The 17,143-nt window shown below is 47.6% G+C and carries 16 protein-coding genes and 1 pseudogene; 7 read left to right on the top strand and 10 right to left on the bottom strand.

The window, feature by feature from the left end; genetic code table 11:
• Nucleotides 1–187, top strand: a pseudogene (locus tag AC4MRN_RS12395) (5'-deoxynucleotidase); the annotation flags it as partial.
• Nucleotides 188–284: 97 nt separating this feature from the next.
• On the opposite strand, the gene AC4MRN_RS12390 reads toward AC4MRN_RS12395, so the two are convergent.
• The 8 genes from AC4MRN_RS12390 to AC4MRN_RS12355 form a co-directional block, all read right to left on the bottom strand.
• On the bottom strand, nucleotides 285–851 hold the full coding sequence (locus AC4MRN_RS12390; RefSeq protein ID WP_491203441.1) for a CC0125/CC1285 family lipoprotein: 567 nt from the start codon (nucleotides 849–851) through the stop codon (nucleotides 285–287).
• Between the two features lie 155 nt (nucleotides 852–1,006).
• Nucleotides 1,007–2,965 carry a response regulator gene (locus AC4MRN_RS12385; RefSeq protein WP_491203440.1) on the bottom strand — a complete coding sequence of 653 codons (1,959 nt, stop codon included), beginning with the start codon at nucleotides 2,963–2,965 and terminating at the stop codon, nucleotides 1,007–1,009.
• Nucleotides 2,966–2,975: 10 nt separating this feature from the next.
• Nucleotides 2,976–3,428 (bottom strand): response regulator, encoded by a 453-nt coding sequence (locus tag AC4MRN_RS12380; RefSeq protein WP_491203439.1) that lies wholly within the window; start codon nucleotides 3,426–3,428, stop codon nucleotides 2,976–2,978.
• Nucleotides 3,418–4,929 carry a sensor histidine kinase gene (locus AC4MRN_RS12375; RefSeq protein ID WP_491203438.1) on the bottom strand — a complete coding sequence of 504 codons (1,512 nt, stop codon included), beginning with the start codon at nucleotides 4,927–4,929 and terminating at the stop codon, nucleotides 3,418–3,420. Before AC4MRN_RS12375 ends, AC4MRN_RS12380 begins: the two co-directional genes overlap by 11 nt.
• Complete coding sequence (locus AC4MRN_RS12370; RefSeq protein WP_073321947.1) at nucleotides 4,926–5,159, bottom strand: hypothetical protein; 234 nt, start codon at nucleotides 5,157–5,159, stop codon at nucleotides 4,926–4,928. The genes AC4MRN_RS12375 and AC4MRN_RS12370 overlap by 4 nt, the downstream gene beginning before the upstream one ends.
• A 23-nt stretch (nucleotides 5,160–5,182) precedes the next feature.
• Nucleotides 5,183–6,520: a sigma-54-dependent transcriptional regulator gene (locus tag AC4MRN_RS12365; RefSeq protein ID WP_491203437.1), complete on the bottom strand. Its 1,338-nt coding sequence runs from the start codon at nucleotides 6,518–6,520 to the stop codon at nucleotides 5,183–5,185.
• A 140-nt stretch (nucleotides 6,521–6,660) separates the two neighbouring features.
• Nucleotides 6,661–7,572 (bottom strand): LysR family transcriptional regulator, encoded by a 912-nt coding sequence (locus tag AC4MRN_RS12360; RefSeq protein WP_281250812.1) that lies wholly within the window; start codon nucleotides 7,570–7,572, stop codon nucleotides 6,661–6,663.
• Nucleotides 7,573–7,593: 21 nt separating this feature from the next.
• On the bottom strand, nucleotides 7,594–7,941 hold the full coding sequence (locus AC4MRN_RS12355; RefSeq protein WP_073321938.1) for a rhodanese-like domain-containing protein: 348 nt from the start codon (nucleotides 7,939–7,941) through the stop codon (nucleotides 7,594–7,596).
• Nucleotides 7,942–8,261: 320 nt separating this feature from the next.
• Between AC4MRN_RS12355 and AC4MRN_RS12350 the strand changes: the two genes are divergently transcribed.
• Complete coding sequence (locus AC4MRN_RS12350; RefSeq protein ID WP_155014544.1) at nucleotides 8,262–8,555, top strand: ArsR/SmtB family transcription factor; 294 nt, start codon at nucleotides 8,262–8,264, stop codon at nucleotides 8,553–8,555.
• Nucleotides 8,556–8,624: 69 nt separating this feature from the next.
• Here AC4MRN_RS12350 and AC4MRN_RS12345 read toward each other — a convergent pair whose 3' ends face one another.
• The gene (locus tag AC4MRN_RS12345; protein ID WP_073321932.1) at nucleotides 8,625–8,981 is read right to left on the bottom strand and encodes a MaoP family protein; all 357 of its coding nucleotides are present in this window, start codon (nucleotides 8,979–8,981) and stop codon (nucleotides 8,625–8,627) included.
• Nucleotides 8,982–9,330: 349 nt separating this feature from the next.
• Here AC4MRN_RS12345 and AC4MRN_RS12340 point away from each other — a divergent pair, with 349 nt between their 5' ends.
• The 5 genes from AC4MRN_RS12340 to AC4MRN_RS12320 all read left to right on the top strand — a co-directional run bounded on the left by AC4MRN_RS12340 (nucleotide 9,331) and on the right by AC4MRN_RS12320 (nucleotide 16,914).
• Nucleotides 9,331–9,495: a hypothetical protein gene (locus AC4MRN_RS12340; RefSeq protein ID WP_174237792.1), complete on the top strand. Its 165-nt coding sequence runs from the start codon at nucleotides 9,331–9,333 to the stop codon at nucleotides 9,493–9,495.
• Between the two features lie 117 nt (nucleotides 9,496–9,612).
• Nucleotides 9,613–10,452, top strand: a complete 840-nt coding sequence (locus tag AC4MRN_RS12335; RefSeq protein ID WP_073321928.1) for a LysR family transcriptional regulator — start codon at nucleotides 9,613–9,615, stop codon at nucleotides 10,450–10,452.
• Nucleotides 10,453–10,480: 28 nt separating this feature from the next.
• Nucleotides 10,481–10,834, top strand: coding sequence for a DUF2750 domain-containing protein (locus AC4MRN_RS12330; protein ID WP_073321925.1), 354 nt, complete (start codon nucleotides 10,481–10,483; stop codon nucleotides 10,832–10,834).
• Nucleotides 10,835–11,149: 315 nt separating this feature from the next.
• Nucleotides 11,150–12,454 (top strand): ribonuclease J, encoded by a 1,305-nt coding sequence (locus tag AC4MRN_RS12325; protein ID WP_084526401.1) that lies wholly within the window; start codon nucleotides 11,150–11,152, stop codon nucleotides 12,452–12,454.
• Nucleotides 12,455–12,669: 215 nt separating this feature from the next.
• Entirely contained in the window at nucleotides 12,670–16,914 is a 4,245-nt protein-coding gene (locus tag AC4MRN_RS12320) for an EAL domain-containing protein (protein ID WP_491203436.1), read from the top strand.
• On the opposite strand, the gene AC4MRN_RS12315 is transcribed toward AC4MRN_RS12320, so the two are convergent.
• A partial coding sequence (locus AC4MRN_RS12315; RefSeq protein ID WP_491203435.1) for a hypothetical protein occupies nucleotides 16,911–17,143 on the bottom strand: 233 nt, incomplete at its 5' end. The two genes, AC4MRN_RS12320 and AC4MRN_RS12315, sit on opposite strands and share 4 nt — an antisense overlap.

The raw sequence follows: 17,143 nt of genomic DNA, 5'->3' as shown, positions 1-17,143 counted from the left end.
ATCCAATCACGAATTCTCAAATGCCATGGAAGAAATGGAAGTACAGCTTAAGAAATACCGGGACTTATACCCGTGTGTGGACTATTTCTGTAAGGTTTTCCTGGAGGATGCTAAAGGTACGCTGGATGAACAAACCAAGGATTTGGATTGGGTAGAGCACGCTAATCAGGCAAATCTGAAGGGGTAATACTTTCTAAGCGGTAAGCGAAAAGAGTGCGCTAATTTTCCCACCCTGCAAGTCGTTCCCGGTACGCGTGGAGGGTGGGTTCGTTGGTAGCAAGTGTTTATCGGGATACCCACACAGCGCCATCTGGCGCAGTGTTACCTATTCCGCCCTGGATAACAAGCGTAAAGAAGCGGGTTGGCAATTGAGTCGACTCAGTTTGCTTGTCCTGACTTGCCGGCTCTGTTTCGATGGCGTCAGTATTGCATTCACCAGCATTGCAGGGTTGTTCAGGCAGTTTTTCAGTCATGGCTTGTTCAACCGCCGAGAAATCTTCTGGTGGTACAGGTGCACTTGCCTGACGCTCAGGCAAACTATCGGCAGTGCCAGACACTACCCGATACCAGTCAAACCCCTGTGATTTTGCCAGCGACTTGGCGCGAGTATGCGCATAGGATTCTATTTGATCAAAGTTGGTGTGCTCGTTGGCAGCATACAATATGCGGAATGTTGACTCATTCATTTGTTGAGTGCTGTAACCAAATGGCTGTGATGGACCTGACGCCTGATAAGGCGTCATAGAGTGACTTGCGCAGCCCGACAACATACAGAGTGTTAGCATTGCGATAAACATAACGCGGTTCATGCAAGTGGACGTAAACATGCGGTGTAACACAGTAATATCCATAACGGCTTCCTTTTCTTATTTGCATAATGGTTTGTCCATGTGAAATGCAAACAGTGTGCCTTGGTTTTTATTAATAATTACAATGTGTTATTAGGTTTCACTTGTCTCGGGTAGTCCAAATCTTCCCAGCGGCTGCAATTTTTACAGATACGTTGTCATTTATTGCGAATTGGGATATCGAGCTGTGACAGATCGTCACGGCTGACCGGCTTTAATAAGGACTGTAAAACGGGCAGGTCTGCTACCGCTTCAGGGTCTGTTTCTGCACCGCTGATAATGGTAAATGTCAGTCCGTCTGACAATTTTAGTAAGGCTTTTATCAGGTCATAGCCATTGGCGTCGGGTAAGTGCAAATCCACCATTACGTGATCGAACGTGTCTGGTGATGCTTCTATCAGACTGATGGCCTGCTTGGCGCTGTGCGCGGTAGTGGTGTTGTAACCCAATGCCGTCAATAACATGGTCATTAGGTCAGCCACGTCTTCATCATCTTCAACGACGACCAGGGAGGGTGTTGAATCTTTCTTCGGTGTTAGTGCCTGTTGCCTTGGGGTGGTGTGCAAATACTGACTTAGGATTTCACTTAACGCTTCGCGATCAATAGGTTTGGCGATTACATTGTCGAAACCCTGTTCTAATAGTGACTCTCTTAATCCCTTTCTGCTGGCCGCCGTTACCGCAACCACCGGGATAAATATGTCTGCACGACGCAACGCCTTCAGACAGTCGATACCATTCATTACCGGCATGTGAATGTCCATGAGTACCAGGTCGAAAGCGCGTTTAGCGGCATGACTCTCTTGAATTTTCTCGAGTGCCTCCATGCCATTTTTCGCATAATGCACATTGGCCTGCGTGGTGCCAACCAAACTACCGGTCAGCCGCCTGATGTCACGAAGGTCGTCGACGATTAATACATTGCCGTATAAGTCTTTATTAATGCTTGCCGGTGTAATGCGTTGTGGCGCTTCCAGATCGAGTGCCACCCAATGTGACATGTCGTCGCACTGCAGCGGAATAGTAAAGTGGAACTGGCTTCCCTGACCAAGGGTCGATTCGACACAGATCTCCCCCCCCATACGATTAACTAACTCTCGGGTGATCGCCAGCCCAAGACCAGCGCCACCGTGATTAGCATGGATGAGATCCTCGATTTGTTCGAAGGGTTGGAAGATTTTATCCAATTTGTCGGCTGGCATACCAATGCCGGTGTCTTCTACGCTGAATAGTAATTGCTTGTCGGTAGCGTCTGCTTTAACCCGAATAGTGACCTGGCCGCCCGGGGTAAACTTGATCGCATTGTTGACCAGGTTAATTAAAACCTGACGCAGACGGGTGGCATCAATAGTAATTTCTTCCGGGATTTCACTGTCGGCAACCACGGTCAGCACCAGCCCTTTTTCACTGGCCTGCATAACCATCAAACTGTACAGGTCGGTTAAAAAGCTGGCGAGGTGCAGCGGCGTCGGACTGAGCTCCAGCTTATTCGCCATAATGCGAGACATATCAAGCAGGTCGTTCAGCAGGCTTAACAGGTGTTTACTGTTGTTTAAGATGGTCGATAGTTCTTGCTGGATGCGCTCGTTGTGATGATCATCCAGCAACAGTTCGGTATAACCTAAAATCGAAGCCAGCGGCGTGCGTAACTCATGGCCAAGGTGAGCCAGAAACTTATCCTTTGCTTTGTTTTGCTGTTCAATGCGATTGCGTTCCATGCGCTCTGTTTCTATTTCCCTTCGCACCAGAGCATAGCGAATAGTTCGCATGAAACGCGGGGTTTCTATTTCTGATTTGGTAAGAAAGTCTTCGGCCCCGGCGCGCATCACCAAATCATCCACCACGCTGTCGGCCTGTCCGGTTAGCACTACCACAGGAATAGACACCGCTAAGGCTTTTAATTTAGCCAATACGTCGATGGCATTTTCTCTACCCAGACGGTAATCCAACAGGCACAAATCAAACGACTGGGCTTTGAGGTATTCAATCGCCTGATCGCCATTTTGTGCCCAGCTAATTGAAAACTTAGGCGACTCACATTGTGCCAGTGAGTCGGCGGTCAGAAAGTAATCATCCTCGTCATCTTCAATAAGCAGTAACTGGACCTGATCCGTCATGGGGCTAAACTCAGTCGTTATGTGGGAGTTCGACAATTTCTATCCAATAGCGTCCGAGGGATTTCATGAGTTCGACTAATCCTTCGAAGTTCACTGGTTTGGTTATGTACGAGGCGGCGCCGAGATCGTAGCCTCGTAACATATCTTCTTCCTCTTTAGAGGTGGTGAGAATGACCACGGGAATACCGCGAAGTGACGGGTCGGCTTTGATTTCTTGCAGCGCTTCGCGGCCGTCCATACGAGGCATGTTCAAATCAAGTAAAATAAGGCTTGGACGAGGGGAGGTTGCCGGGTCGCTGAATCGACCTTCCCGACGCAGATAGGCAAGCAGTTCTACGCCGTCTTCGACGCATTGCAGATTATTTAAAACGCGACCTTCCGTAAGGGCGTCCAGCGTAAGTAAGCGATCGTCCTCGTCGTCGTCTGCCATTAATATGGTAATGGGTAACCGGCTATTCGGCATCCTGAATGACTCCCTGTTGTCTTACATTGTCAAATGGCTGCCCGTTTAATGGCAGGTAAAAGTCGAACCGCGCGCCGTTACCCGGCTCGCTGTGGGCAGAAATAACGCCATTGTGGCGTTCAACAATTCGGCGGCATACTGCCAGGCCAATACCGGTGCCTTTATATTCTGAGCGACCATGTAATCGTTGAAACGGCGCAAAGATTTTTTCGGCGAAGGTTTGGTCAAATCCAATACCGTTGTCTTGCAGCGTGAGCTTTACCCAGTCTAATCCCGGCAGTAGGTTTTGTTTTTTTGCCTCAGTGTTGTCTACCCTAACACATCGCAGCGAGATATGTGGGGTAATATCAGGTAGCCGGAATTTTAGCGCGTTAGAAAACAGATTAAGGAACAATTGATTCATCTGTGATGGATCGGCTCTCATCACGGGAAGGGTGTCTACCGTAATTTTTGCGTGGGTTTCCTCGATGGGGATTTCTAAATCGTCTAGCACGGCCGACACTACCTCATTGAGGTCAGTATCAGCAAAATCCTTGCCCCGTGTTGTGACGCGCGAGAAAGCCAACAAATCGCTGATCAACATCGACATGCGTTCGGCCGCATTGAGCATTCTGGCTAGAAAATCCTGTCCACGTCCATCGAGCACATCCTGATACCCTGTACTTAGCCGGTTGCCGAATGCACGTATTTTCCGCAATGGCTCCTGAAGATCATGAGAGGCGACAAAAGCAAAATCTTCCAGTTCGCGGTTACTGCGGGCGAGCTCTTCTGAGTATACTTTAAGTTCAACAGTACGTTCTTCGACGCGCGATTCAAGCACCATGTTATGGTGTTCAAGTTCCCGACGATGGTTGATGGTCTCCCGGATATTAAGACGAAGCAGGAAGAACATACCAATGATCAATAAGCCGGTTGTTGCGGCGGAAATAATAAGGTTATTTACCGAATCGGTCCGCAGTTTCACCAGCGCAGCGACGTGTTGTGATTGCAGGCGCCTTTCTTCTTCGGCAATGTCATTAAACAGGGTTTCAAACTGGTCATACAGATCCAAACCAATTTGTGAATTGAAAATCGCAAGGGCTTTGCGATGTTTGTCTTCCCGTGCCAGCTCAACAGTTTTAATCAGTTCGTTGAGTTTTTGTTTCGCCAGATAAATAAGCTGCTCGATACGCTCGCTCTGTTCATCGTAATCCGACTTAATGGCGTTCTCTTCGACCTGATCAATGAGCTGGTTTACTTCATTGAGGGTTTTTTCATAGTCTTCCAGATAAGCCGGATCGTCAGATAATAAAAAGCCGCGCTGACCAGACTCCGTGCGCAATACAGCAACGTGTAATGCGTTGATCGAATCAATGACTTTATTGGTCGTGAAAATACGGCCTTCCACGGCTGCCAATTCGTTTAACGTGTGAATGGTGTATACCGAGTTAGCGGCGATGACCACGACTATCAAGGCAATCATTAAAATCCAGGCAGAGGCCGTGCGGATAAACTGCGTCATTCGGATTTGGCCTTACTGTCGGGTCTGAATTTATCTACCAGTGCTGCCAGACTTTCACTGCACGACTTGCATTCTGCTATGACCTTATCGAGTGCCTGGAGCGCTTTTTCCGGCGGGATGTCACCCTGCAATGCCATTTTTATTAACTCCGCCTGCATGGTAATCCGATTTAGTGGCCGACGCGCGTCGTGCACGTCGACCTGCAATTGCTCAAACTGCTGCTCATTCATTGCTATTGCGTTCCTTGCTGAAGTTAATCGTTATCGTTCAGGTCACCGTAGGCGTGTAAACGGTTGTACAAGGTTTTTGTACTGATCCCCAACATTTCGGCTGCGGTCGTTTTATTGCCGTCAACTTTTTCAAGTGTGGCGTAAATCAGTTCTTTCTCGACCTCTTCAATAGTGCGGCCTGCTTTCAAACCACTCGATAAGTTTTGCTTCTTGGCAAACGGAGATTCGATGGTTTTAGGCAGTTCCAGCTCTGCACTTTCCGGATCACTCATTATGGCTGCGCGATGCACAAAGTGTCGTAGTTCCCGCACATTTCCCGGCCAGTCGTAGGCAGTTAATTGCTCAAGCTGGGTTGATTGCCATTGATACTGGGTACCGTTTTCTTCGTTCAGTTGCTGAATAAAGTACTCCGCCAGCATGGGAATGTCCTCTTTGCGCTCTCGCAAAGGAGGGATCGTAATAGGGAATACCGCCAACCGAAAATAAATGTCTTCCCGCAGCACTTTGCTTTCAGCAATTTCTTCCATTGTCCGGTTGGTGGCCGACACAACCCGACAATTGACAGGAATGGCTTTGGTGCCACCAACCCGAATCACTACTTTATTTTCAAGTACACGCAACAGGTTGGGTTGCATGTCGATAGGCATTTCGGTTATTTCGTCTAAGAATAGGGTGCCGTTTTCGGCTTGTTCGAACACCCCTTCTTTTTTACCTACTGCACCAGTGAAAGCGCCTTTTTCGTGCCCGAACAGCTCGCTGCCTATCAGTTCTTTCGAAAATGCACCACAGTTGGTTGCCACATAAGGGCCTTCACTTTCTGACGCCTGATGAATGGCTGCCGCGACAACTTCTTTACCTACGCCGCTTTCGCCTAGCAGCATAACATTTGCTTGTGTTTTACTGACCCGGCCAACCAGTTTGTAAAGCTCTTGCATACACGCAGATTCGCCAATTAAATGGCCGAAATGCTTGGTGAAAGCCGGTTTCTTGCGCGCGCTGGTCGAAGCGGATTTGCTCTTTCTGCTAAGCGCCTGCTCAATGTCCTCACGCTGAATGGGCTTAACCAGGTAATCGACTTTCGGGCCGCACAAATCCTTAATAATTCCTTTCACAGAAGGGTGGCCTGTAATCAGGGTGACATGCGTTGAGGCATTTTCGGGTAGGGACTCCAGCAGGTGTAACCCGGAGCCGTCCGGTAACATGAAATCCAGTAAAATGTGGTCGAAGGTTTCTTTGCTGAGCCAGTCCTTTGCTTCTTCAAGGTTTGTTGCGGTCAGTACTTCGTGACCTAAAAATTCGATAATGGTGCAGGCTACATCCAGAAATTCGGTGTCGTCATCAACAAGCAATACTGTAAGCACGGTAGCATCCCTTCAAGTTAAATTTATAGCGATAAGATAAATACGCCGTGATTAGTTTTTGAGATCAAATGATTTGCACATTATTTTGTCTCGTTAACCTGACAATCGCAACGGGCTGTTTATGATTGGAGTAAATCGGACTATTCGGCGATGGATTCCACTGAGGGCAGTGACATGGTCTGATAACGCAACTCCCCCAGAAAGGCTCTGGCTGCCGGACCCAGTCGGTCTCCGTCGGCGAAACATAAAAACAGCAGCGCTTTTCTCAGGCCTCCTTGCTCTAAAGGCAGTGGTTTCAGTACGCCGGTTTCTAATTCATTGCGAATAATCGCCAGCGGTAGCCAGGCAAATCCGAGTCCCTGGCGGATGATATCAATGGAGGTTCTTACATGGCTCACTGTCCAGCGCTGGTCTGCACCCAGCCAGCCTGACTCCGCCTTGCGCTCCGTAGAGGAATCCCTGACTACAATCTGACGGTGACCTTTCAGATCTTCCAGCGTCAGGACGCGGTTGAGGGCATGTAAAGGATGAGAGGGGTGAGCAACGGCAATGAAGTCGATTTCACATAAATCTTCGCTGAAGCCACTGTTTAGCGGAAATGGCGAGATACCTAAATCTACCTCACCTTCTTTTAACAGCGTGTTCGCACCATTGAGCACCGTCTCCATCAATTCGATGCGCAGCAGCGGATAATCCTGTGAGACTTTGTTAAGTGCCTTATAAAGCATTTCAGGCGGAAAAATAATGTCTACTGCAATACGCAGATAGGTTTCAACCCCCGACTTAAGGCTGTTGGCGACAGATTCAACCTTGTGGGCTTCGTCGAGCAAATAGCAGGCCCGGCGATACATCAGCTCCCCAGCTTCGGTTAATGTTACCCGACGCCCTTCGTTGAAGAACAGCGTCAGGCCAAGCGCCGACTCGAGCTTTTGGACCGCATGGTGAATACTGGATTGGCTTTTGTGCACCTGTTCTGCTGCCTGATTAAAGCCGCCAGCTTCCACCACTGCTTTAAACATTCTCCATTGTTCGAGTGTCGCTTTTAAATTCAAATGCTGCTCTCCCGTTTAAGTTCAATCAAACGCTTTTTGGATTGTTGGAACATCGCAGGTAACAACGGAAACGTGTTGATAACCCATTTTAGACAATTGTTCGGCCGACAACATAGCGCGAGCGCCTGATGCACAGTGCAGGTATATGGGGGTACCTGGATCCTTAACCAATTCCAGCATTTTCATTTCGAGTACACCTCTTGGAATATTGATCGCCCCCTTAGCAGGACTGGTAGCATGCTCGGCGGGTTCTCTTACGTCAATAACGAAACCGTCGTGTTGTGCTTTTTCTGCGGCAGCCTGTGCCGCTGATATTCTTCGCGGTTGTGGTTGAATGGATGCAAGGCGTTCTGCAATGGTGAGTAACATGTTCTTCTCCTGATAGTTCTTGAGGGCATGTTTAATTCTGCCACATTTAAAATAACACTCGGAAGCCGGTGTGTATTTGATACAGCGCAGTTTTGAATAGGGAATACCGTTAAACACTGTGTATTTGCTACACTATAGCGTATAGCAATAGGGCGCGCATTAGTTGAAGGAAACGCTGTGCAGAGGGACTAAAGGCCATTATTTCTCATTAACCTGAACAAATGGTTAAGCAAGATTTGAGTAATAATCCTTGCGAATTCAATCGCTTTCGCGTTCAATACAGAAATAGCAAGTTGTTAACCACATGTAAGGTGTTAGCTATGGATCCGTCCCAAATGCTCAGCAGAGCTGAAGATGCAGAGCAGTTTTTAAAACAATTGTCGAATAAGACCCGGCTGATGGTGTTGTGCTCGTTGATCGAGGGTGAGCGCTCAGTCACCGAATTACTGAGTAATGTGCCTGTTACACAACCGGTTCTTTCACAGCATCTGGCATTACTCAGGGAAGCCAATCTGGTGGCTACACGGCGAGCAGGGCAAACAATCTTTTACCGGTTAGCCGACGAACGAATAAAACAGCAAATGGCTTTGCTGTATCAATTTTTCTGCGCGTGATCACAACCGCGTAAAGTACGCGGTTGAACCAACCAACAGCGAAAACAAAAAGAGACGGCAAGCCGTCTCTTATGCTACGTCGAACTCGTCGTCGCTGTAATCGTCATCATAATCTGACTGGTTACTCGCGGTGCTGTGCAATGTGTAAAACTGTTTGCGGCCTCTGGCGAGTTTAATGTACTTCAACCAGGCTTTTTCCAGCGAATTCTCAGCGGCTTCTTCACCTTTGAGCATAGCGACAAAGTGAGTCTCGTCGGCTGTTTCGGGTGTTAACTCACCTGATTCAAGACCTGCCAGGGTTTTACCATACTGGCTTAAAAGATTGGCTTCAGTAATACTGAAATCCCCGGATTTTTTAAAACCGTACGGAAAATGCTGACGGTCGATAAAAGGCTTCTGTGGTACACGTATATCTGGCGTCTTCATGGTGCGTTATCTCTTGGCTAAGGATATTTGCTCGCACTTTTAAGTGAAAATTTCCAAAATGAAAAACAAAAAATTTTTCTCTTTACCAGAAAAAAAATTGTTTTACATATAGCCAGCGTCAAATGACGGCTTATTCAAACAAAGCGAGTACATAAAGGCATCGCCGGAGCCCGCTGAATTCAGTAGCTAACCTCTTTTTTGGCACAAAAGAAGCGCAGTTTGGTGTGTTGTTTGCTTAAAAAATAGCCAGAAATAACATTTGTCGTGACGATAAAAACTATTCATTTCCGTTTTTGTATCACAGAGGAATAATGAAGATGTTAGACCCCAGTTATCATTAGAGAAGAACATGAGTAAAGACTATCGTTACCAACGGGAAGAATGGGATTCGGTAGAAGATGAAGAATCTGCCGAACATCGTAAAAGTCACAAGCGTGCACAGGCTATGAAAAACAAAAAGCGTGAAACGCAGCGTCGTGAAAAGGAACGCAGGTCCCATTACGAGCCCAATTGATGGAATGATAAGCACCTGTCCCGGTTTCGGGGCAGGTGCAGTCTGTTTTTAATTTACTTTGTCATAAACTTATGCCAGCGTATGCGTATCGGCGAGAATTACCTATACGTATAAACAATGGATATCCGCTTTTTAACTACTTTTATTGAAGTCGTCAAAACCCGTCATTTTGGTAAGGCTGCAGAAAACCTTTATTTAACGCAATCTGCGGTAAGCGCCAGAATCAAGCAACTCGAAGAGTACTTTCATACCACGCTGTTTATTCGGCACCGCAACAGTATTCAGTTAACACCGGCAGGTGAAAAGCTATTGCCGTTTGCTGAACAGCTGAATGACACACTGCAACAAGCCAAACAAGAGCTGCAGCGAGAAGCAGGAGAGTATTTGGTATGCGGTGCGGGACAGCTGAACAATGAAATATGGATGCCGGACTTACTGCATCAGATTCATCAGCAATTTCCTGAATGGGCCATAAAGGCAGAAGTACTCACCTCTGAGCAAATATCCCGTCAGCTTCACGAGCGCAGTATTGATATTGCGTTTTCCAGCGAACCTTTAAAATCAGAAGAATTAAGTGGGCAACTGCTTAAGGCACTGCCGTTGGGTTTATTTAGCATCAACCAGACAGAGGTCGATACGTCTGCGGATCAGTATGTTGCCATTGACTGGGGTAGCAAAGCACGAGATGAACTGTTGACGCGTTTTCCGGATTTCAGAGACGCTAAATTTACTACTAATTCTCTGCGACTGGCGCTGGCGACACTGAAATCAGAGGGCGGCGTGGCGGTTTTACCTGTCGGTCCTGATTGGTCCCAGTGGGGCTTGAATCAGGTAGAATGTATTGAGCAGTTTCAGAATAGTCAGTGTAAACTTTATATGTATCACATGAAGTCGATACGGCGCTCCATGGTGCCTGATGTAGTAAAAGTAGTAGCCAGCAATTTTTCGGCTGTGTAACAAATAACGAATAACAAGAGAAACGACAATGTGGTCAGATAACGATTTTTTGATGCTGCCTCAGGCAGAGCGAGCAGCAAAGTGCTTTGAACAGATAAAAGCACAAAAAGAAGTATTCATTTTGAATGATGCAGATGGCTGTGTCATGCTGACGTCAGATGAAGAAGATGGCGTACCTGTGTGGCCTAGCGCCGGTTTGGCACAAATGTGGGCCAACGAAGAATGGTCGGATTGTGAGCCCAAAGCCATTGATCTTGATACCTGGTTGTCCCGCTGGACCGTGGGTTTAGCGCGGGATTTACTATGCGTAATAGTCGCGCCAGCTCCAGGAGAGGAGAGTGAAGTGATGCTCCCCGAGGATTTCGCCGAGAAGCTGTTATAACTCGAAAGGCGTTGCAAGACGCCTTTTTTCTCTGTGCCTGTAACAGGTTGTTCAACCCTGTCCGTACAAAAACGCTGGTCTAAAATACGCCTACAGGCGTAACTAATTGAGAATCAGTGATGGTTAATAGAGATGCTGATGTGTCGGCATTGTCTATCCGGTTGGCCAGCGACTATTGAGCGCTGCCCAACGAAGCTTTTACCCACTTTTATCATCGAACACGCAGACTTGCTTGAAGGAGGCGGTATCTCACATCTAATACCACAACAACAGGACTTGTGGTTTGTTCCACTGGGAGGAACAGGCGAGATAGGAATGAACTTCAACGTTTACGGACACGCTAATCAATGGTTAATTGTTGATTGTGGTGTGTCTTTCGATGAACCCCTGGTTGCGCCATACAAAACATCACCCCATACCGGAGTGACAAAGCATCGTGTAGTAGCACCCGATCCTACATTCATGACCGAACGTCGCGACGATATCGCCGCCATGGTCATTACGCATGCGCATGAAGACCACATTGGCGCGGTTGCCGCGTTGTGGCCCAGGTTGCGATGTCGAATAATCACCACGCCTTTCACTGCCGCTGTGCTGCAAAGAAAGCTGGCCCAAGCTGGGCTTGTCGGCAAGGTGCCTGTCGATATTGTACAGCCAGGGGCACAGAAAACCGTGGGGCCCTATACGTTGCAATGGCTCACAATGACACATTCAATTCCTGAACCTCAAGCGCTGCTTATTCACACGGCGGTAGGTTCCGTATTACACACAGCTGACTGGAAAATTGACGGGCAACCGGTCAGCGGCAGCCCTTTCAATGCTAATCCGTTTCGGGCTCTGGGTGAGAGTGATTTGCTCGCGGTTGTCGGTGATTCCACAAATGCAACCAAAGCTGGCTTTTCAATCTCTGAACGGATTTGTGCAGAAGGGTTGTTCTCCACTATCAAAGCCTGCAAAGGCAGAGTGGTAGTCGGGTGTTTCGGAAGCAACATCGCGCGGTTAATTTCCCTTGGCCGAATTGCAAATAAGACCGGCCGATATCTGGCCTGTGTGGGGCGTTCACTGGAAAACATGGTTGGAGTCGCCAAAGAAACAGGGTATTGGCCCGACGACGTCACGGTTATCACGCCCAGCCACGTTGGGTATTTGCCGCCAGAGGAGGTGCTGGTGGTTGCAACGGGAAGTCAGGGAGAACGACGTGCTGCGTTGAATCGCCTGGCTACAGATGCTTTGCCTTATTTCGAATTGGAAGCCGGCGATACCGTGATATTTTCCAGTATTGTGATACCTGGCAACGAAAAGCCGGTAGAACGCCTTGTCGAAAAGCTAGTGGCGAAACAGGTTTCTGTTATTCAGTCTGAACACTCTGACTTACCCATACACGCCAGCGGCCATCCTTGTGTTGAAGAGCTTAAACTGATGTACCAATGGACCCGTCCACAGATTGTGATACCGGTGCACGGTGAGCCCGTTCATTTAGCGGCTCATGCCGAAGTAGCAAAATCAGTTGGTGTGCGTAAAACCTACGTAGGGCTTAATGGTGATATGTACTTGTTAGCGCCACAGCCGGGTATCCGACGTGACCGCGTCAGTACCGGTCGAATTCCCCTCGACCAGTAGTCCATTCTATAACCTTGTTATTTATATTATCTTTTTCTAATAAATAGTCCGCAAGTGGGGAAAAATAAAGCCTTTTTCTTTTTATAAACGTACAAATTCAAGGCTGAATATGCTATTTATATAATACAAAGCTGTGAATTTTCACGTCAGAAAAATAATACCCTGTTAACAGGGAAATGTGAGTACAAGTGATGTATGGGTACAGGTTGTGGGCGTTGTTCCAACAGTTAATAGCACTGAGCGTATTCAGCATAATAGCGTTACCCGTTAACGCTGCGGGTATAGTGCTGCCGGAAGAGCCCATATTGACCTCTCCGGTCACCACTCCGCTGTCAACGAAACAGGGGTTGGCCCAGGACAGTATTAATCAGTTATTTATCGACCACGATGGATTTCTGTGGGTTGCCTCGGATGGTGGGCTAGACCGCTACGACGGTTATAGAGTGGAGCATGTGCAGGGGCCTGACGATGTACTTGCCTCGACACCGGTAAATGCTGTTTTCCAGGACAGCAGCCGACAGCTTTGGATCAGCACCGCCAGTCGCGGGGTCTATAAATTAGATTTAACCACCAACACCTACAGTGCTGTTCTCCAACTGAAATACATTAACAACCCCGAATATCAGCAATTAGTGAATAAATTCATTGAATTGCCTGACGGTAATATGCTGATGCTGTTCGAGCAGATGTTAATTCACTACGACACGTCTACGCAGCAACAAACTATCCTTTACGCCATCGACACCGAAAAGCAAAATAATGTGCCGTATTTGCGCGATTTGTTGCTGATCGATAAGACACTGGTTATGGCGACATCGTCGGGTATGTTTGTTGCTAACGTGGATTTCGGAGAACCTGTTTCAAAGCTCCGGTTCTTGCCTGTAGAGCACCGTGCAGATGTTGAATTCAATCTGGACAATCTAAATGCAAAATCGTTGATGACAGATAGTTTTGGTCGGCTGTGGATTGGCACAGTCGCAGGTTTGTACTCGATGCCTGTGCAGAATCTTCAGCAGGCAGTACGCGCTGAAAATCGGTTCGTTGCTGACACGCGTCTTGAAATAGCGGAGCGCAATATCTGGCAAATCAAGCAGGCGAATGATTCCCTGGTTTGGTTGGGGACAGATATCGGTTTGGTGCGGATGCAAATGAAGAAAGGGCGTTGGCATGCTGAGTATGCGCTGGATCCCGCTACCGGACTAGAGGCGCTATCCCGTCAGGATATCAGGGCTTTGGCATTGGCCCCTAACGATGGATTGTGGATTGGCACCTATATTGGTGGTGCCTTCTACTGGAGCCCGCAAAGTCTAAACTTCACCATGTTGCAGAATCAGCGCTACAGCACGAACACCACCGTGTTGTCAGACAACAACATTTGGGCACTTTACGAGGATAGCGACGGCATCTTGTGGATTGGCACTGATAACGGTCTGACACGCTATAACCCAGTGGCTAAATCAAGCACATTTTATCTGCAAAGTGAGGGTACGCCGCCACCTTACAGTATGCACATTATTCAACAGATATTCCCGTTGCGAGAGGATGTGCTGTTGCTTCAGACCTATGCCGGTTTATATGAATTCAGAAAATCAACGGGTGACGTTAAGTTTCTTACGTTTGGCAGGGGAGAAGATGAAGCTACTTTCATGACAGGATTGGCAAAGGACGCAGAGGGCAATGCGTATTTCATAGGGGACAACTTCTACAAATATGATTTTAAGGCCCAAAAACTGGAAGAGTTGACCGATTTAAACCGGCAGATATCGTTAAACTTATCGACAAACTTTATTGGGATTAACCCGGTGAATGTGTCTCAAATGCTGCTGGCTACTTTCGATGGGCTATGGGCTTACGACATAGTTACTAAAAAGGCAGAACGGTTGCACCAGCTACCAGATATGGTTCGTCGCAGCGATTTCGCGCCAGATTCGGTGCTACTGCATAACAACATCTTATGGGTAGTTTACCCCGGCTATGGCTTAGTTGGGTTGGATGTCCAAAATTATCAACAACGGTATTATTTCGGTTCAGACATTTTAGGCAAAGGCGCGTTCATTTATGGCTTGCTGGAAGACAAGGACAACAATATCTGGTTCAGTTCGCACAGTGGCTTACAACGTTTTTCGCCAGACAAGCTTACCTTTAAACGTTTCCAGTACGGGCGAGAGTTGAATGTTGCTGAGTTTAACCAGGGTGCAAATGTAAAACTGCAAGATGGCCGGATTGCTTACGGATCACCACGTGGTGTGGTGATGTTTGACCCGAATGTCATTAACGCTGAATATCAAAAAGCAGTGCTGCAACGAAACGCCAAACAGTTAGTTATTAGCGGAATTAGTTTGTCGTCAAGAAATCTTGGGTTACCCAAGCAAAACCTGGCTGGCAGGCATATTGCGTTACAGCACGATGACTATGGGCTCACGATTGAGTTTTCTCCGCTGGAATTCAGTGCTCAAAAAGATACGCGATTCCGTTATGTACTGAGCAGTGGCAAACAGGTCTTGAGTGAAGACACCACCTTCGATACCAAGGTCGTTTTACCGTCTCTACCAGCCGGAAATTACCGTTTTGAAGTGATGCCTGCCGGGCAGTACAGCGACCAGACAATCTTACCGGTAAGTTTGACGATTCAGGTCGATTACCCGCCGTTTTTGTCGCCTTTGGCTTACACGTTGTACGCGTTGTGTTTTATCACGTTGCTTGGGGCTTATTTGGTTAGCCGGCATTTGCAGTTAGTGCGATTACAGCAAGCGCAACAGCAGGTGAAGTTATTTGGTAATGCATTCAGACACACCAGCGACTGGGTAGTGATATTTGATCAGCACCACAGAGCGGTGGCCGCAAATCCAGCTTTTGAAAGTGCATTTGGCATTACAGACAAAGACAGGCTCGACAGACAACTGCAAAGGTTATATCAGCAGGACCCTAAACTAGAACGTCAGTTGGCAGGTCAACTAAGGTTACTGAAAACCGATGATGTATGGAAAGGGGAAGATAGCATTGTGATGCCCGATGGGCGCAAATACGATGTGCTGATTGATATTAATGTTATGCAGGGAACGGCTAAAGACAATGAAACCACCCATTACCTCGTGGTGATTTCAGACATTTCTGAGCAGAAGAATGCAGAACGTAAACTGGTAAAGATTGCTAACTTCGACAACCTTACCGGATTAGTCAATCGCAGCTTGTTATTGGACCGCCTCGAGCATGCTATTGCCAATGCCGTTACCCATGAACATACCGTCGCCGTATTATTTGTCGACCTGGATCGCTTTAAAGGTATTAACGATTCTTTGGGCCATGACTATGGCGATAAGTTGTTAAGGGTAATTGCCAACCGCATGCTCAACTTAGCGTCTAAAAGCGATACGGTTGCGCGGTTAGGGGGCGACGAATTTGTGATCGTGATGGAAGAAGTTGACAACGAAGCGTCGGTTTCTTCGTTCGTTTCTCAGCTTATTGAGTCCATTGAGACGCCCATATCGCTGGGTAAAGAAGTGCTAAGGGTATCCTGCTCGGTGGGAATATCTTTTTTCCCCGATGACGCGACAGACCCCGCTGAATTGTTAAAGCAGGCCGACGTGGCCATGTACAGTGCTAAGAAAGATACGTTAAGCGCTTTTATTTATTACACCAAAGAAATGAACGAGCGGGCGAAAGAGCGTCTGGCGCTGGAAAACCGGGTGAAGTCTGCGTATCAGGAACAAGCCTTTATCAATTATTACCAACCTATTATAAACATATCCAGCGGCCAAACTGAGGGCGTGGAACTGCTGCTGCGGTGCCATTATCAGGATGAGTGGATCTCACCTGCGGACTTCATTCCTGTGCTGGAAGAAATGCGCCACATAATTGAGATCACGCGCGTGGCTACTACCCAGGCAGTGAACGATATGAAACAGTGGTATGCCCAAGGGTTCAAAGGCTATGTGTCAATAAACCTGTCAGCGCTGCATTTTAAAACCCATTTCGACCTGGACCTGATAGAACAGCTGTTAAGGGACGCCGGTTTGCCCAACTCGTCCATTCGATTTGAAATCACTGAAGGCGTCTTAATTGACCAGTCTGATGAAGTGCTTAATCAACTGACTCGTATTCGCGATGCGGGCTTTAAGCTTGCACTGGACGATTTTGGTACCGGCTATTCGTCTCTCAGCTACCTGAAGCGATTCCCGCTGCAAATTCTGAAGATAGATAAAAGCTTTATTGACGACATTCAGGAAAGTAAGGAAGAAAATGCACTGGTTCAAACAACCATTAATTTGGCGTTAAGCCTGAAAATGGACTGTATTGCTGAGGGGATAGAACACTCCGAGCAAGTACAGTACTTACTGAATCAGGGATGTGTCCGCTTGCAAGGCTATTATTTTTCAAAACCGGTAGATGCAATAACAGTCGCGCCATTGTTGTTAAAGCAATGGCGCGAACCTTCCGACAGTTTCACACCGTCAATTTAAGCCTTTTTTACCGTAAGCGGTAAAGGTAATTCACGCAATCGCTGGCCAGTGGCGGCAAACAACGCGTTTGCCAAAGCTGGTGCTGCCGGAGGAGTAGGTGGTTCACCTACACCGCCCGGAGGCGCACTTGATTCAACGATAATGACCTCAACGTTGACCGGCGTCTGCGGCATTCTGGCTACCTGAGAATTGTGGACGTTTGGTTCATTTCTCTGGCCAGTGGAAGCGG

This window comes from Marisediminitalea sp. (assembly GCF_984433645.1).
Note: the sequence above shows the minus strand (reverse complement) of the source record. Positions and strands in the feature narration are given on the sequence as shown.

Bases quoted from the DNA above. Each gene is read 5' to 3' on its own strand.
- AC4MRN_RS12390 (WP_491203441.1), bottom strand. From the start codon at position 851: ATGGATATTACTGTGTTACACCGCATGTTTACGTCCACTTGCATGAAC.
- AC4MRN_RS12385 (WP_491203440.1), bottom strand. From the start codon at position 2,965: ATGACGGATCAGGTCCAGTTACTGCTTATTGAAGATGACGAGGATGAT.
- AC4MRN_RS12380 (WP_491203439.1), bottom strand. From the start codon at position 3,428: ATGCCGAATAGCCGGTTACCCATTACCATATTAATGGCAGACGACGAC.
- AC4MRN_RS12375 (WP_491203438.1), bottom strand. From the start codon at position 4,929: ATGACGCAGTTTATCCGCACGGCCTCTGCCTGGATTTTAATGATTGCC.
- AC4MRN_RS12370 (WP_073321947.1), bottom strand. From the start codon at position 5,159: ATGAATGAGCAGCAGTTTGAGCAATTGCAGGTCGACGTGCACGACGCG.
- AC4MRN_RS12355 (WP_073321938.1), bottom strand. From the start codon at position 7,941: ATGTTACTCACCATTGCAGAACGCCTTGCATCCATTCAACCACAACCG.
- AC4MRN_RS12350 (WP_155014544.1), top strand. From the start codon at position 8,262: ATGGATCCGTCCCAAATGCTCAGCAGAGCTGAAGATGCAGAGCAGTTT.
- AC4MRN_RS12345 (WP_073321932.1), bottom strand. From the start codon at position 8,981: ATGAAGACGCCAGATATACGTGTACCACAGAAGCCTTTTATCGACCGT.
- AC4MRN_RS12340 (WP_174237792.1), top strand. From the start codon at position 9,331: ATGAGTAAAGACTATCGTTACCAACGGGAAGAATGGGATTCGGTAGAA.
- AC4MRN_RS12335 (WP_073321928.1), top strand. From the start codon at position 9,613: ATGGATATCCGCTTTTTAACTACTTTTATTGAAGTCGTCAAAACCCGT.
- AC4MRN_RS12330 (WP_073321925.1), top strand. From the start codon at position 10,481: ATGTGGTCAGATAACGATTTTTTGATGCTGCCTCAGGCAGAGCGAGCA.
- AC4MRN_RS12325 (WP_084526401.1), top strand. From the start codon at position 11,150: ATGAACTTCAACGTTTACGGACACGCTAATCAATGGTTAATTGTTGAT.